The 12,711-nt window shown below is 64.0% G+C and carries 22 protein-coding genes; 11 read left to right on the top strand and 11 right to left on the bottom strand.

Features of this window, described 5'->3' with window-relative positions:
- The 10 genes from dnaN to NUH86_RS01605 form a co-directional block, all read right to left on the bottom strand.
- Positions 1 to 1,209 carry a DNA polymerase III subunit beta gene (dnaN, locus tag NUH86_RS01650; RefSeq protein ID WP_267250966.1) on the bottom strand — a complete coding sequence of 403 codons (1,209 nt, stop codon included), beginning with the start codon at positions 1,207 to 1,209 and terminating at the stop codon, positions 1 to 3.
- Positions 1,209 to 1,511 carry a hypothetical protein gene (locus NUH86_RS01645; RefSeq protein ID WP_267250965.1) on the bottom strand — a complete coding sequence of 101 codons (303 nt, stop codon included), beginning with the start codon at positions 1,509 to 1,511 and terminating at the stop codon, positions 1,209 to 1,211. Before NUH86_RS01645 ends, dnaN begins: the two co-directional genes overlap by 1 nt.
- A complete protein-coding gene (locus NUH86_RS01640; RefSeq protein WP_267250964.1) occupies positions 1,508 to 2,416 on the bottom strand; it encodes a hypothetical protein in 909 nt (302 codons plus the stop codon). Before NUH86_RS01640 ends, NUH86_RS01645 begins: the two co-directional genes overlap by 4 nt.
- Positions 2,413 to 4,443: a DNA cytosine methyltransferase gene (locus tag NUH86_RS01635; RefSeq protein ID WP_267250963.1), complete on the bottom strand. Its 2,031-nt coding sequence runs from the start codon at positions 4,441 to 4,443 to the stop codon at positions 2,413 to 2,415. Before NUH86_RS01635 ends, NUH86_RS01640 begins: the two co-directional genes overlap by 4 nt.
- Complete coding sequence (locus tag NUH86_RS01630; protein ID WP_267250962.1) at positions 4,440 to 4,793, bottom strand: acyl carrier protein; 354 nt, start codon at positions 4,791 to 4,793, stop codon at positions 4,440 to 4,442. The genes NUH86_RS01635 and NUH86_RS01630 overlap by 4 nt, the downstream gene beginning before the upstream one ends.
- Positions 4,790 to 5,128 (bottom strand): hypothetical protein, encoded by a 339-nt coding sequence (locus tag NUH86_RS01625; RefSeq protein ID WP_267250961.1) that lies wholly within the window; start codon positions 5,126 to 5,128, stop codon positions 4,790 to 4,792. The genes NUH86_RS01630 and NUH86_RS01625 overlap by 4 nt, the downstream gene beginning before the upstream one ends.
- Positions 5,129 to 5,313: 185 nt before the next feature.
- Positions 5,314 to 5,595, bottom strand: a complete 282-nt coding sequence (locus NUH86_RS01620; RefSeq protein WP_267250960.1) for a hypothetical protein — start codon at positions 5,593 to 5,595, stop codon at positions 5,314 to 5,316.
- A gap of 2 nt (positions 5,596 to 5,597) precedes the next feature.
- Positions 5,598 to 6,074 carry a phage regulatory CII family protein gene (locus NUH86_RS01615; protein ID WP_267250959.1) on the bottom strand — a complete coding sequence of 159 codons (477 nt, stop codon included), beginning with the start codon at positions 6,072 to 6,074 and terminating at the stop codon, positions 5,598 to 5,600.
- The gene (locus tag NUH86_RS01610; protein ID WP_267250958.1) at positions 6,067 to 6,255 is read right to left on the bottom strand and encodes a hypothetical protein; all 189 of its coding nucleotides are present in this window, start codon (positions 6,253 to 6,255) and stop codon (positions 6,067 to 6,069) included. The genes NUH86_RS01615 and NUH86_RS01610 overlap by 8 nt, the downstream gene beginning before the upstream one ends.
- Positions 6,252 to 6,533: a hypothetical protein gene (locus NUH86_RS01605; protein WP_267250957.1), complete on the bottom strand. Its 282-nt coding sequence runs from the start codon at positions 6,531 to 6,533 to the stop codon at positions 6,252 to 6,254. The genes NUH86_RS01610 and NUH86_RS01605 overlap by 4 nt, the downstream gene beginning before the upstream one ends.
- Here NUH86_RS01605 and NUH86_RS01600 point away from each other — a divergent pair.
- On the top strand, positions 6,522 to 7,241 hold the full coding sequence (locus tag NUH86_RS01600; protein ID WP_267250956.1) for a helix-turn-helix domain-containing protein: 720 nt from the start codon (positions 6,522 to 6,524) through the stop codon (positions 7,239 to 7,241). The genes NUH86_RS01605 and NUH86_RS01600 overlap by 12 nt on opposite strands.
- Here the strand turns inward: NUH86_RS01600 and NUH86_RS01595 are convergent.
- Positions 7,238 to 7,462 carry a hypothetical protein gene (locus NUH86_RS01595; RefSeq protein WP_267250955.1) on the bottom strand — a complete coding sequence of 75 codons (225 nt, stop codon included), beginning with the start codon at positions 7,460 to 7,462 and terminating at the stop codon, positions 7,238 to 7,240. The two genes, NUH86_RS01600 and NUH86_RS01595, sit on opposite strands and share 4 nt — an antisense overlap.
- Positions 7,463 to 7,613: 151 nt before the next feature.
- Between NUH86_RS01595 and NUH86_RS01590 the strand changes: the two genes are divergently transcribed.
- The 10 genes from NUH86_RS01590 to NUH86_RS01545 are packed head-to-tail and all read left to right on the top strand — an operon-like array spanning position 7,614 to position 12,617.
- Positions 7,614 to 8,060: a hypothetical protein gene (locus NUH86_RS01590; RefSeq protein ID WP_267250954.1), complete on the top strand. Its 447-nt coding sequence runs from the start codon at positions 7,614 to 7,616 to the stop codon at positions 8,058 to 8,060.
- On the top strand, positions 8,057 to 8,239 hold the full coding sequence (locus NUH86_RS01585; RefSeq protein ID WP_267250953.1) for a hypothetical protein: 183 nt from the start codon (positions 8,057 to 8,059) through the stop codon (positions 8,237 to 8,239). Before NUH86_RS01590 ends, NUH86_RS01585 begins: the two co-directional genes overlap by 4 nt.
- Complete coding sequence (locus tag NUH86_RS01580; RefSeq protein ID WP_267250952.1) at positions 8,236 to 8,709, top strand: hypothetical protein; 474 nt, start codon at positions 8,236 to 8,238, stop codon at positions 8,707 to 8,709. The genes NUH86_RS01585 and NUH86_RS01580 overlap by 4 nt, the downstream gene beginning before the upstream one ends.
- Positions 8,709 to 8,855 carry a hypothetical protein gene (locus tag NUH86_RS01575; RefSeq protein WP_267250951.1) on the top strand — a complete coding sequence of 49 codons (147 nt, stop codon included), beginning with the start codon at positions 8,709 to 8,711 and terminating at the stop codon, positions 8,853 to 8,855. Before NUH86_RS01580 ends, NUH86_RS01575 begins: the two co-directional genes overlap by 1 nt.
- A complete protein-coding gene (locus NUH86_RS01570) occupies positions 8,848 to 9,129 on the top strand; it encodes a DUF4326 domain-containing protein (protein ID WP_267250950.1) in 282 nt (93 codons plus the stop codon). Before NUH86_RS01575 ends, NUH86_RS01570 begins: the two co-directional genes overlap by 8 nt.
- Positions 9,122 to 9,748, top strand: a complete 627-nt coding sequence (locus tag NUH86_RS01565) for a hypothetical protein (protein WP_267250949.1) — start codon at positions 9,122 to 9,124, stop codon at positions 9,746 to 9,748. Before NUH86_RS01570 ends, NUH86_RS01565 begins: the two co-directional genes overlap by 8 nt.
- Positions 9,741 to 10,721 carry a phage Gp37/Gp68 family protein gene (locus NUH86_RS01560; RefSeq protein ID WP_267250948.1) on the top strand — a complete coding sequence of 327 codons (981 nt, stop codon included), beginning with the start codon at positions 9,741 to 9,743 and terminating at the stop codon, positions 10,719 to 10,721. The genes NUH86_RS01565 and NUH86_RS01560 overlap by 8 nt, the downstream gene beginning before the upstream one ends.
- Positions 10,718 to 11,134, top strand: coding sequence for a hypothetical protein (locus NUH86_RS01555; RefSeq protein WP_267250947.1), 417 nt, complete (start codon positions 10,718 to 10,720; stop codon positions 11,132 to 11,134). Before NUH86_RS01560 ends, NUH86_RS01555 begins: the two co-directional genes overlap by 4 nt.
- The gene (locus tag NUH86_RS01550; RefSeq protein ID WP_267250946.1) at positions 11,131 to 11,496 is read left to right on the top strand and encodes a hypothetical protein; all 366 of its coding nucleotides are present in this window, start codon (positions 11,131 to 11,133) and stop codon (positions 11,494 to 11,496) included. Before NUH86_RS01555 ends, NUH86_RS01550 begins: the two co-directional genes overlap by 4 nt.
- Positions 11,493 to 12,617, top strand: a complete 1,125-nt coding sequence (locus tag NUH86_RS01545) for a Nin-like protein (protein WP_267250945.1) — start codon at positions 11,493 to 11,495, stop codon at positions 12,615 to 12,617. The genes NUH86_RS01550 and NUH86_RS01545 overlap by 4 nt, the downstream gene beginning before the upstream one ends.
- Positions 12,618 to 12,711: the final 94 nt, after the last annotated feature.

The raw sequence follows: 12,711 nt of genomic DNA, 5'->3' as shown, positions 1-12,711 counted from the left end.
TCACACCCGCATCGGCATAAGGACATAGAAGGCGGGCGCGTCGTCATCGGTCCGCCAGAGAGTCGGCCCCGCCTGGTCGCTCATCAGCACTTCGGCCGTGGTGCCTTTCAGATGCTCCAAGATCGCCAGCAGATAGCCGCCGTTGAAGCCGATCGTCAGGTCGTCGCCGTCATGTTCGACCGGCAGTTCCTCGGTGCCCCTGCCATTTTCCGGGCTGGCCGCCTCCAGCAGCACCGTCGCCGCCTTGAAATCCGCCTTCACCAGCCGGGTCTTTTCGGAACTGACCACCGTCACGCGGTCGACCGCCTCATGCAGCAGCGCGGGCGTGAAGGTGCAGCGCCTGTCCGTGGCCGACGGAATAACGCGGCCATAGTTCGGATATTCGGCGTCGATCAGCTTGGTCGTCAGCGTGACCGTCCCGAAATCGAACCGCGCCTTCGCGCCGTCGGTCGCGAACTCGACCGGCGGCGACACCCCGTCGTCGCCGGGCTTGAGTTCGTCCAGCATCTTGGCGACGATGCCGACCGCCTTCCGGCCGATGATGATTGGGCTCAGCCCGCCGCCGCCATCCGGCATGTCCATCCGGAACACCGCCAGGCGATGCCCATCGGTCGCCGCCGCGCCCAGCTTCCCGCCGTCGGTCTCATGCAGGTAGATGCCGTTCAGATAATAGCGGTTTTCGTCATTCGCCATGGCGAAGCGCACCGCATCCAGCATGCGGGTCCAGTCGGACGCGGGGCTTTCGAATTCATGCTGCCAGTCCGGCGAGCCCATGATCGGAAAGTCGGTGACAGGCAGCGTCGGCACGCGGAAACGGGCGCGCCCTGCGCTGACGATCAGTTGCGAACCATCCATGACCATCGTCACCAGCGCTTCGGCCGGCAGCTTCTTCGCGATGTCCTCCAGCAGCTTGCCGGAGACGGTTACGGCGATGCCCCGCGCCTTCTGCGCCTCCACCGTCGCTTCGATCATCATGTCGAGGTCGGTGGCGATCAGCGTCAGCCGCCGCCCATCGCAATTGATCAGCACATTGGCCAGGATCGGGATGGTGTTGCGCGCCTCGATCGCTTCGGTCACCCCCTTCATCGCCGCGCGGAGCTGCTTCACCCCGACTTCGATGATCGGCGGATTGACCGGTTCGCGCGGCGCCCTGGCCGGAACGCCTTCCTTGTCCTGCGCGGGCGCTTCGGGTGCACTGGCCTTCGCCATCAACGGGTCTCCTGCTTGATGCCCAGCCCTTCCTCGAACCGGTCGAGGAATTCAGCGATCGGGCGCGTGAATTTGAGGCGCGACATGGCGTTGAGGCAGTAAACCGCCACCAGATCGTTGCCGCTTTCGGTATGGGCCAGCGCCAGCAACTGGTAGGAAGCGCCGCTGCCGCGATGGATGAAGTTCTTGCCGACCAGCCGCTGATGCTCGCGATAGTCGGCCAGCAACTGTTCCATGGACTTGCGCTGTTGCGATTTCTGCGCGGTCGTCGGCTCATCCCGCAGATCGATATTCGTCGTCATGCCGATGCTTCCTCCCGATCCAGCCGCTCGACCCACAGCCCCGCTTCGATCAGGCGGCGCATGGCCTGCACCGGCCGCTCGCCGGCGGCGACGGCGCTGTCGCAAAGCCGCGCCCACAGATCGCTCCATTGGGTGCGGGCGAGCTGCGCCGCCGCGACCTGGTCGTCGGAGAGGGCGGCATGCTGGATTTTCCCGCCGATCGTCAGGCCGGTGACGGCCGCATCGACCTGACCGGCGCGCATGCCGATGGTGCGCGCCGCCTGGCGGTTCGCGCCCATGGCCTCCGCTTCGGCCTTCACGGAAATGGCGACCGGCAGCGCGGGCGCCAACGCGATCGAACGCTCGCGCATGGCCCCCGCCTCAATCGCGAGCACCGCCGCCCGTGCCGCCGCAACGTCTTCCTCAGCCATGCCGTCCGGCCAGCGCGCCATCATGGCGCGCACCATGGCGGCGGGCACTGCCCTGACGGTCAGCCGCTTGCGCAGCAGCGCGACGAAGCCGGGATGACGGAACAGCCAATGCCCGATCTCCACCTCGGCCATGATGTTGCGCACGCACCACCGCTCGATCTCCGCGAGCAGCGCCGCCGCCTCATCCCGCGACAGCGCCGCGCCCCTGCCGGCGGCAAGACAACGATCGGCGTGAAGAAAGGCGTCACCAGCCAGCAGCGAGGGAATATCCCCCGAAACCGCGCCGCTATCCGCCTCGGGATCCTGCTCCAGCATGGAGGGCGACAGTTCGAAGCCCGCGAACGCCACCTTGCCGCTGTTGCGCAGCCCGCGCAGCGCATCCTGGAAGCTAGCCTTGTCGAGTCCGGTTGCGACGCGCAGCGTCGATGCGGTCCATCCGCCATGCGGCTGCTGTTTCCGCAGCACCGACACGATTTGCGCCTGGGCCGGATTCATGCTGCCACCTGAGCGGCGGCAGCTATTGCCGGGAACTGCGCGCGGACCAAGGCTTCGGCGATGGGCGGGCAGACGCTGTTGCCGCACTTGGCGACCTGGGCTGATTTGGTGATGGGCAGGCCCTGCGCGTCCTGCTCGATGATGTAATCGGGCGGGAAGCCCTGCGCGTTGAACAGTTCGCGCGGCGTCAGCATCCGCATGCCGATGTCAACGATCACATATTCTTCGCCTTCGACCATGACTGTGACCAGACCGAAGCGGTCCTGAACCGTGACGGTGCCGAGAGGGCTGGAAAGCCCGTGGCCGTCCTGTTCATTGCCATAATATTTGATGAGGAACGCGCGGACCTCCGCAGCGTGAATGCCGCCCGCGCTGATCGTGCCCAGGGGTTCCTCTACCGCTGCGCCGCTATTCTCGACATGCTGGTCGCTGGTCCCGCGCAGCTTGATCAGGTTCGACGTTACGAGACGCTGCTGCGATCCGGACGTCGCCACGGTCGAGAGAGGATCATCTGCCGCTCGCCCGGCAAGGTTCTCGTTGTTCGGCCCACCGTTCGCTTGCTCCAGGTGCGCGCAAACGACGGCATGCCGCGGCGCGCCCGCCATCACCGTGTGCAGTGGTTCGGTCGGATCGACACCTTTGCCGTTCTCCGCAAATTTCTGCATGAACGCGGTAACGGCGCAGGCATCGGCTTTCGTGGTGACGGTAGGGAACGGCTGTAGCGGTCCAACTGGCCCGCTTTGACCGCGGCGCCCACCGCAGCCGACGATTGCGGGTGACATGACCGCCTGCACGACGCAGTTCTGATCCTTGTTTGACGCCGTGACGGTATGATGCGGATCGTCCACCGATCGATTGCCGCCACCTTGCTGCGCATAGGTAGCGAAGGGCGCGATAGCTGCCGCGACCACGCCCAGCGGAGCCGAGCCGCCGGGGCGCTTCACAAAGCTGTTGGCGGTGACCGTATGCAGCGGTTCGTCCACGCCGTGGCCGATCGCTCCAGCGCGGAACTTCGTGATATGTGGCACGATCAGCGCGCTATCGCCCGATTGGGTGACGGTCGGGAAAGGATCTTCCGGACCATGGCACGGCTGCCCGCGACGCTTGCCGTTTCGATCCATGTCGCCATGGGCTGTGCGGGCGAAATAAGGCGATACCAGCGCCATTTCACCTCGGTTCGCGCCCGTCACGGTATGGAGGGGGTCGGACAGGCCATAGGACCGCATGTCGCTGCCGTAATGGGTGAGCGGCACGATGAACGGTGCCGGATTGTTGACGACGAACTTCATGATGCCGTGCGCGATCCGGCGCAGGGTCTTTTCAGCCAGCGGCTTCTTGCGGTCGAAAATCGACGGGCAGGGAATGGACCAGTCGATAATCTCGGCCGCCGTGCGCCACGGCTTCAGCTTGCCGCTTTTCACTTCGGCGGAGTCTGGCTTGCCATGGGTCGGCGCGGGCCAGACAATGGGCTTGCCATCGGCGCGGGCGATCATGAAGAAGCGCTTGCGAATGGTCGGGGCCCCATAGTCGCAGGCGCGCAGTTCCTTCCACTGGATTTTGTATCCGGCCTTCCGCAGTTCGCGCTGCCACTTGTCGAACGTCTCCCCGGCCCGTTCCTTGATCGGCTGGCCTTCTCCGTCCAGCGGTCCCCAAGTCCGGAACTCCTCGACATTCTCCAGCAGGATCACATCAGGCTTCACCCGCTGCGCCCAGAGAACGACGACCCATGCGAGATCGCGGATGGACTTCTCGCGCGGCTTGCCGCCCTTCGCCTTGCTGAAATGCTTGCAGTCGGGACTAAACCAGGCAAGCTGGACATGGCGACCGGCGGTGACCTCGCGCGGGTCGATCTGCCAGATGTTGTTGCGGATATGGCGCGTGCCGGGGTGGTTGGCCTCATGCATGCGGATGGCTTGCTCATCATGGTTGATGGCGAGGTCCACTGAGCGGCCCAGCGCAGCCTCGATCCCGGTTGACGCACCGCCCCCGCCCGCAAAGTTGTCGACGATGATGCCAAGTGCGTTCATGCCGATGCTCCGTTCGGAAAGAGGGGGTCGGCGGGAGCCGATGCGACCCGAAGGGCGGCTCCCGCCGTGCCGGGTGGGGTAAGTGGGGCCCCGGCAGAAAAGTCAGAAATCTTCTCGATGATGAGCGCGCGGAGATCACCGACCGTCACGAGCGCCAGCAGTTCGTCATCACCGACCGCGACGCCGAAGCCGTCCTCGATCTCCAGTGCCAGCGTCATCAGGTCGATCTGGTCCAGGTGCAGGTCGCGGATCAGGCGCTTGTCCCGGTCCCGCGCATCCTCGTCGGAGATATGCACGCCCTTGATGCGGCACAGGATCGCCGCGACTTGGTCGGACAGCGACCCCGTCATGTGGCTTCTCCGGCCAGCCGACCGGCCAGCGAGCGGTCATCGAGCGCGCCGCCGATCGCCGCCACCAGCGCTTCGGCATCCGCCTCCGACAGTGTCGCCATGCCGTCCGGCGTGGCGATCAGCACCTCGCGCGAGGCCGGCCGATACAGCGCGATGATCGCGCCGGGCATTCGCCAGCGCTGCTGGCGGGGCAATTGCGCCGTGGCGCGGAACATCTCCATCTTGCCCGCGGCGATGCAATTGGCGCAGAACAACGCCAGATCGTCGCCCGGAACGAACAGCGCGTCCCATCCTTCGGGAAGCGAGCAGGCCGGGACGCCCTGCTCCATTGCCATACAGGTTGAGCATTGGACGATGTCACCGGTATCGGACAGAGTGCAAGCGGGTGAACACCGACTCGGCCTGGTAGGCGGAGGCGCATCTTCTGGGCGAGGCGGCGGCGCCAGTGGAATTGGGCTCGCGCATTCGCCTGCCGACGGCTGCGCCACGGGATCAGCCGCGATGGGGAAGCCTTCGCCGCTCACGCTTTCACCTGCCTGCTGCTGCGCTGCGCGATATAGTCGTGGCTGTGGCGGCCCAGCTCCGGCTTGCCGTGGAACAGGTAAATATAACCCTGCGATTCCAGCTTCAGCAGTTCGGCGTTGAATTCTTCGCTGGCGATATGGGTGGCATGCTCGCCATGCCCGTAGCACAGGCGGGCGCCGGGCTGCGCCGCCAACACCCATTCGATCAGCTCCTCGCGGCTCATCTGCCGCTTGGCCGGGCCTTTCCTGACGCCCTGCTCTACCCCGCCCCCATGCATGCCTATTCCCCTTCCGCTTGCAGCGCAGCCACCAGTTCGGCCACCTGATCCTGAAGCTGGCGCGCCTCGCAGAGCGCCTTCGCCCGCGCGGCGGGCGCCAACCGGTGATCGGTCATGGCGGCCTTCATCGCGCCCATCACGTCGGACGCTTCTCCGACCATGTCGGCCAGATGCTCGCCCAGCGACCGTCGGTCGCGAGCATCGCCGCCCTCGGGCACCAGCAGGAATCCCGCCTGCCGGGCGAGCGCGCGGGTGATGCGGGGATGGCCCGGCTTGCCGACGGTCAGTTGCTCCAGCTCCGCGACCAGGTCGATCGGCATGAATTCGTCGCGGTTCGACGAGCAGTAATGCGACACGCGCGCCTGCGACCGGCCGAGCAGCTTGGCGACCTTCTCCTGCCCGCTGACGTCGTCGACGGCGGCGCGGGTCTCCTTCTTGAGGTGGAGCTGGTCAGTGGAAAGGGTGACGCCATTAGCCACGGCGGTGGCTCCACAGCGCGACCGGCCAGGCCAGCACGGCGAAGAGGCAGCACAGCACGAAGGTCGACCGGTCGACCGCGCCGAAAAATTCCCTGATTTCGGCGCACTTCGCGGGGACGACGGACACGGCGACAAGGACGCCGACCGCCAGCCAGGCGACAAGCCAGTCAAACCACATCATGCTGCGGCTCCCAGGTCGGCGCCGCTCATATCGGCGGCGTCACTATGAGATGACGCAGTGGCAGCCTCGACCTTATCCTCCAGCGGATGAAGACCGTAGAAGTCGTTGGGCGTCACCTCGCGATTCGTCACCCAGAAGATTCTGGTCATCATGGCGCGACCGGGGATCACGAGCCCCTTGGCATAGCGCTCTGCGGTGCTCGGGAACCTGGCCCCGATCAGCGCGGCGAAAGCGGTGTAGCTAAGCCCTTCCCGCACGAGATAGTCTTGCAGCGTCATGCCGCATTTTTAGCTACAACAGCTAAAAGCCGTCAAGCTAAATTAGCTAAGGCCAGCCAAGACGCATTTAGCCGGATCGGCTATGGCTCAATTATGACCGCTGAACCCAATATGATCCGGGAAATTCGCAGGCGTAAGGGTCTGACGCTGGAGCAGCTCGGCGCGCTGACAACGAACCCAACAACGGGTTTTCCAACCGACCTTGCCACGATCCAGAAACTGGAGACGGGCAAGCGCGCGCTCAAGACGGACTGGCGAATCGCCATCGCCGAAGCGCTGAGCGTTCATCCCGACGATCTGGTCGGCGCCACCGTTCCGCGCACGCCGGTTCGGCGCGTGCCGCTGGTCGGAAAGATACCGCAGGGCGATTGGCGACTCGCGGTAGAGGACGCGACGGACCTCATTCCCTGCACGTCGGGCGGCCCGAACACCTTTGCGCTGAAGCCCGAGGGCGACAGCATGGACAAGGTGCTCAAGCACGATGATGCCGTAGTTTTCTGCGACCCCGACGACATCGAGCTACGGCATGAAAAGCTCTATGCGATGATGAAGCAGAATGACGGGGAAGTGACCTTCAAACAGTATCTGGACAATCCCCCGCGCCTCGCGCCGCTTTCATCGAACCCGAAGCACAAGGAAATCCTGCTCGGCCAGGAACCGCTGGTGACGATCGGGCGAATCATCGGAATGCACGTCGACTTTTTCTAGGGATAGACCGGTGCGATCCAGGTCAGCGGTTCCATGAAGACCTGACCATATTGAAAGTCGACTCGCGCTTCGCCTGCTTCGACCGCGTCCTGCACCGCCTCTTCCTTGGTCAATCGCAACGGCCCCTTCACCTGCATATGCACCATGAAGACCCATCCAACCGGGTCCTTCCGACCCTCTGCCACACGAATTGACCGTTCAATAGCCGCTGGATAACCCATCCCCAACTCTCCTTTCCGGAGAACATAATACGAACAAAAGTTGAGAAAGAGTCAATGCAGATTAGCAACTTAGCTATCTTGGCTAATTTCACCGTTGACATTTTTTAGCCGTTCTAGCTAATTCTGCTTCCGTTCAGTAACGGAGGCACCCATGCTTCAGACACCCACCGAATTCCCCCATGTCGGCAGCTATGCCGTCTTCCGTGGTGCGAAGGTGCGCATCCAGCGCGTCAACCCGAACGGCACCCGCCTGGTGATCGGCCAGACCGACCGCCGCAAGCAGGTGACGGCGACTGTCACGCTGGACCAGTTGACCGCATGGTCGACGCCCGAGGACGCGGTCGACCTTTGGGCCTCCGCGCGGATCGTGTCAGTCAGCGATGACGCCTTCACGACCGCCGACGACACATGGGCCGATTTCTTCGCCTGGCACAGCGCCGTCTATCAGCGGGAACCGGGCATCGACAAAGCTGCGCTGGCCCGCCGCCTGACCGATCGCGGCTTCCGCGCCAAGCATGGTCGTAAGCTCTACACCAGCGGCATCCGCAAGGGCTTCGGTTTCCTCCTGATCGCCGCACCGGCCGAGGCGGCGGCGTGATCAACCTAGCGCCCGCCGCCGCCGTGCTGCTGTTCGGCAGCTTCTGGCTGGCCCTCGCCGTCATCTGCGGGATGCTGGTCGACTATCGCGACCGCATCGTCGCGGCCCTGCTGATGGAGCAGGCGCCCGACGACCAGCGCTTCCACGAAGGCCAGCCCGTGAAGAGGAAGCGTCCATGAGCGCCGTCGTCCATGACGCCGACTGTGTCTCCTTCAACAGCGCCTCGCCGGGGCCGTGCGATTGCAGCGCCAGTCAGTCGACAGTAGGGATCAGCATGATTCTTGAGGGATGGAAACCTCTCAATCACATGCCGATTGGCGATCACAGATTCATCGTCGTCGAATATCTTGGTTCGGAAGGCCAGACCGGCTTTGGCTATTGGTCGGGCGAAATCTACGCCAAAGCTCCGGTGAATCATGGGGAGCACGAACCCCTCGGGTTCAAGCCAGTCGCCCTGCGCCATGTCGATCAGGAGGAACCGGCCCCGCCTGCGCCGATCGCATGGCTTCTGCGCGAAACCAAGCTGGGCCGGTCCCTCATCATGCCGGGCCATTGCTTCAAGTCGGCCGAGCGCGCCGCATCTGCGGCGGTTCGGATGACCGGCAAGTGGCGGACCGTGACGGTCGTCCCGGTTCGGGAGATTCGGTGATGGACCGCATGGCCGCCTTCTTCGCCGCCCTGGTCGCGGTCTTCGTGCTGCTTCTGCTCGGCACGATGGACTTCGGCAAACTGCCCTTCACCACCGGCCGTCGCCTCGACTGCGGCGACCCGCCCATGGAGGCGCTTCATGGATAAGCCTGCACGAGTCCAGCTTTCCCGCGCGAAAGGATGGCGGATGCCGCCCGACACGGTCAAGGTCGACCGCTCGACCAAATGGGGGAACCCCTATCCGGTCGACGCCAAACGCACCGCGCCGATGGCCGTCGCCGCCTTCCGCCTCCACATCCTCGCCTGCCCTGCCCTCCGCGAAATGGCCAGCAGGGAATTACGAGGGAAGAACCTCGCCTGCTGGTGCCAGCCGGGCGAACCCTGTCACGCCGACGTCCTGCTGGAGATCGCCAATGGCTGACGCAGACAGCAACGCCGTCGCTGCTGAGCAGCATGTAAAACGCATCGTCGGCCCGACGATCCTGATGGGTGATGGTGCATATTTCGATTTCGAACAGCCGGATGCCACCGGGATGACGATCGAAGATTATGCTTGGAGTCTGGCAGGCAGCAACCGCTTCAGGGGACAAAATCGACTGCCGTCCGGCAAGCGGTGCCTGTTCAATGTCGCTCAGCATTGCGTGCTTCTTGCGTGGATGATGGAGACCGACGGTCATTCTGCGCAGGCCGTTTTTGAAGGCCTGATGCACGAAAGTGATGAGGTGGCGTGGGGAGACTTTCCTGGCCCGGCCAAGTCGCTGCTGCCGCCTGAGGTGAAGGCTCTCATCAAGCGCGCTGGCGATGCAATCGACCGTCATTTCGGCGTCACCAGCCAGTTCAAGGACTTGGTGAAGCAATACGACATCCGGATGCTAGCCACCGAAAAGCGGGATTTGATGCCGCATTCGGGCGCCGATCAATGGTCATGGACCCGCGGATACGAACCCTTTCGCTTCCGGATAGAGCCATGGACCGCCGAGACGTCGGCCGATCAGTTCATCAGGGCCTATCGCGATTATCGGAACGCCGCCCATGGCTGAAAACAGCAAGATCGAGTGGACCGACCACACCTTCAACCCATGGATCGGCTGTACGCAGGTCGGACCGGGCTGCGACGGCTGTTATGCCAAGGCCCTGTCAGAAGCCCGGCTGGGCGTCCTGTTCGGGCCGGGGCAACCTCGGCGCCGCACCGCCGCCTCGACATGGAATCAGCCGCGCGCATGGAACAGAAAGGCCGCCAGGCTCGGCATCCGCTATCGCGTCTTCTGCGCGTCGCTGGCCGACGTCTTCGACAATGAAGTGCCGCCGGAGTGGCGGGCCGACCTGTTCCAGCTGATCCGCGAAACGCCGCACCTCGACTGGCTGCTGGTGACGAAGCGCATCGGCAATGTCTACAAGATGGCAGAGGCGGCTGGTCGCCTGCCGGATAATGTGTGGCTCGGCATCACGGTCGTCAACCAGCAGGAAGCCGATCGGGACATTCCGAAGCTGCGCAACCTGCGCCAGCTCTATGAAATCCCGGTCGCCTTCCTGTCAATTGAGCCGATGCTGGAGCCGATCGATCTCAGGCTCCTGTTCTATCACCACTGCCCGAACTGGCTGGACGACGACGGCTATCCGCCAATCATGGATATGTCGACCGGGATGCAGGAATGTTGCAGCACATGCGACTTCACCGGGATCAGTGACGAACTGGCCATCAACTGGGTGATCGTCGGTGGTGAGAGCGGCCCCAAAGCACGCCCGATGCATCCCGATTGGGCACGAAGCCTGCGCGATCAATGCGCGGAGGCGGGTGTCCCGTTCCTGTTCAAGCAATGGGGCGAATATGGCCCATATAATATGGAACCGGGCGTGGCTGGCTTTTGGTTCGACCCTGATGGCCATGTATATCAAGGTTCTACCCACTGGCCGCCAGCGCAGGATGAATCCCGCGCCTATATGATCCGATGGGGCAAGAAGCGCGCCGGCCGCCTGCTCGACGGCGTCCGGCATGATGGAATGCCGTCATGAGCGCCTATCTCGGCGGCCCGCCGATGCCGCCGGCCGAACTGCAAAAGGCCGCCGAGCAAGAACGCGCCCGCCGCGCCGCCGCGACGAAAGCATCGATCCAGGCGGGCAGGGTATCGCAGGAGCGCGCCGACTATGACGATGTGATCTGGTCGAACATCGTCCACTTCTTCCGGCGCTGGTCGGGCGATCAACGCTCGCCGCAGGGATGGCTGCCCGCCGACCGGGAGATCATGGCCAAGAGCGCCCGCGCCACCCTGGCCTTCATGGTCAGGCAGTTCGACGGCAGCACCAAGGCCGCCGAAATCGCCAAGCTACGCCAGTTGCGGGACATAACCTATGCGCTGGAATTCCCACTGCTCTATTCGCGGGATTATCCGATGCCGCTCCGGCCGCAGCGGAGGGCAGCGGCATGATTCCCGCCTGCATGCGCATCGTCGTGGCCGCCCGCATCGCGGAGAAGCAGCGCGTGCTGATCGGCTCGCGCAACGGCCTGCCGAAACCCTGCCGCCTGTGGACCGGCGCGCAGTCGAAGGGCGGGAAGCGGCCGAGCAGCGGTCCCTATGGCTCCATCTGGATTCCGGGCTTCAATGCCGTGCGCGTGCATGTCGCGGTCGCATGGGTGGCAGGGATCATCCCGACCCCGCGCGTGCCGCAGGGCATGAACCTTGATCACCGCTGCGAGCGGACGCTCTGCATCGAGGAGACGCATTACGCGCTGATCCCGGCCGAGACGAACCAGGCGCTCCGATGGAGCCGCAGGAAGCGGGCAGCATGATCCGTCCATCACCTACTTTGATCGAGGATACTGATGTGCCGGGCCTCACCGGCTATTGGCCTACGCCTGACCCGACCAGCCCCTACTTCTGCCACGGCCCTACGCTGATCTCGTTCAGCGGCGGCCGAACCAGCGCTTACATGCTGTGGAAGGTGCTTTGCGCGCACGGCGGCTCTCTGCCGCCCTATGTGTTCGTAGTATTCTGCAACACCGGCAAGGAGCGGATAGAGACGCTGCGCTTCGTCTATGACTGCGGTGTCCGATGGGGCGTCCATATCTGGTGGCTGGAATGGCGCGACCGCGCGAGCAACGCCGTCAAACCTGATGATCGCTTCGAGGTGGTCGGCTTCAACCAGGCAGCGCGCAATGGCGAACCGTTCCTCGCGCTTATCCGCCGCAAGGGCTACCTGCCGAACGCCGTGACCCGCTTCTGCACGGCAGAGCTGAAGATCGACACGATGAAGCAGTTCATGATGTCGATGGGGTTCGAGACGTGGACCAACATGGTCGGCCTGCGCGCGGACGAACGGAAGCGCGTCATGAAGCAGGTTCTCCGCAACCAGTCGGGGAAGGAGCGGTGGAACAGCTATTGCCCACTCGCGCTGTGCGGTGTGGTCGAACGGATCGTCTGGCGCTTCTGGCTGGGTCGGAACAACGACCCACGGAAGATCGAATATTATCTGCCGCAGGGCTTCGATCTTGGGCTGCGCCGGTATGAGGGGAATTGCGACGGCTGTTTCCTGAAGGGCTACGACATCCTCTGCCAGTCGGAGCGCGAGCAGCCGGGCGTGCTGGGCTGGTGGGCAGAGGCAGAGGCAGAGGTCACGCTTCTGAAAGCCAAGGCAAGCGGCGCACGATTCGTCACGGAATATAGCTATGCCCAGCTAGGCGACATCGCTAGCCGCACGCCGCTGATCGCTGACCTAGACTCTCTTCGTCCAGTCGGAGACTGCACCTCCGCGTGCGCGGTGGACGATAGCGATGAGCCGGAACCTGACGATCAGGCGATGGCCTGGCTACTCAGCTACATGGAGCGCCTCTGGCGAGAAGGTCCGCCAAAACTGACCGCAGCGATGAAGCAAGACTATGCAATCGCCGACCTCTTCGGAGACGAAGGTTGAACAGCTTCAGCATCCTCGACCTCGCCTTGGCCATTGCCGAGGACATGGCGGCGGAGGATGCTGCACGCGAATTCGAATCGCAGAGAGGTTTGAC

This window comes from Sphingobium sp. JS3065 (assembly GCF_026427355.1).
In the GTDB taxonomy this organism is placed as follows: Bacteria; Pseudomonadota; Alphaproteobacteria; order Sphingomonadales; family Sphingomonadaceae; genus Sphingobium.
Note: the sequence above shows the minus strand (reverse complement) of the source record. Positions and strands in the feature narration are given on the sequence as shown.

Bases quoted from the DNA above. Each gene is read 5' to 3' on its own strand.
- dnaN (WP_267250966.1), bottom strand. From the start codon at position 1,209: ATGGCGAAGGCCAGTGCACCCGAAGCGCCCGCGCAGGACAAGGAAGGC.
- NUH86_RS01645 (WP_267250965.1), bottom strand. From the start codon at position 1,511: ATGACGACGAATATCGATCTGCGGGATGAGCCGACGACCGCGCAGAAA.
- NUH86_RS01640 (WP_267250964.1), bottom strand. From the start codon at position 2,416: ATGAATCCGGCCCAGGCGCAAATCGTGTCGGTGCTGCGGAAACAGCAG.
- NUH86_RS01635 (WP_267250963.1), bottom strand. From the start codon at position 4,443: ATGAACGCACTTGGCATCATCGTCGACAACTTTGCGGGCGGGGGCGGT.
- NUH86_RS01630 (WP_267250962.1), bottom strand. From the start codon at position 4,793: ATGACGGGGTCGCTGTCCGACCAAGTCGCGGCGATCCTGTGCCGCATC.
- NUH86_RS01625 (WP_267250961.1), bottom strand. From the start codon at position 5,128: ATGGCAATGGAGCAGGGCGTCCCGGCCTGCTCGCTTCCCGAAGGATGG.
- NUH86_RS01620 (WP_267250960.1), bottom strand. From the start codon at position 5,595: ATGCATGGGGGCGGGGTAGAGCAGGGCGTCAGGAAAGGCCCGGCCAAG.
- NUH86_RS01610 (WP_267250958.1), bottom strand. From the start codon at position 6,255: ATGATGTGGTTTGACTGGCTTGTCGCCTGGCTGGCGGTCGGCGTCCTT.
- NUH86_RS01605 (WP_267250957.1), bottom strand. From the start codon at position 6,533: ATGACGCTGCAAGACTATCTCGTGCGGGAAGGGCTTAGCTACACCGCT.
- NUH86_RS01595 (WP_267250955.1), bottom strand. From the start codon at position 7,462: ATGGGTTATCCAGCGGCTATTGAACGGTCAATTCGTGTGGCAGAGGGT.
- NUH86_RS01590 (WP_267250954.1), top strand. From the start codon at position 7,614: ATGCTTCAGACACCCACCGAATTCCCCCATGTCGGCAGCTATGCCGTC.
- NUH86_RS01580 (WP_267250952.1), top strand. From the start codon at position 8,236: ATGAGCGCCGTCGTCCATGACGCCGACTGTGTCTCCTTCAACAGCGCC.
- NUH86_RS01575 (WP_267250951.1), top strand. From the start codon at position 8,709: ATGGACCGCATGGCCGCCTTCTTCGCCGCCCTGGTCGCGGTCTTCGTG.
- NUH86_RS01570 (WP_267250950.1), top strand. From the start codon at position 8,848: ATGGATAAGCCTGCACGAGTCCAGCTTTCCCGCGCGAAAGGATGGCGG.
- NUH86_RS01565 (WP_267250949.1), top strand. From the start codon at position 9,122: ATGGCTGACGCAGACAGCAACGCCGTCGCTGCTGAGCAGCATGTAAAA.
- NUH86_RS01560 (WP_267250948.1), top strand. From the start codon at position 9,741: ATGGCTGAAAACAGCAAGATCGAGTGGACCGACCACACCTTCAACCCA.
- NUH86_RS01555 (WP_267250947.1), top strand. From the start codon at position 10,718: ATGAGCGCCTATCTCGGCGGCCCGCCGATGCCGCCGGCCGAACTGCAA.
- NUH86_RS01550 (WP_267250946.1), top strand. From the start codon at position 11,131: ATGATTCCCGCCTGCATGCGCATCGTCGTGGCCGCCCGCATCGCGGAG.
- NUH86_RS01545 (WP_267250945.1), top strand. From the start codon at position 11,493: ATGATCCGTCCATCACCTACTTTGATCGAGGATACTGATGTGCCGGGC.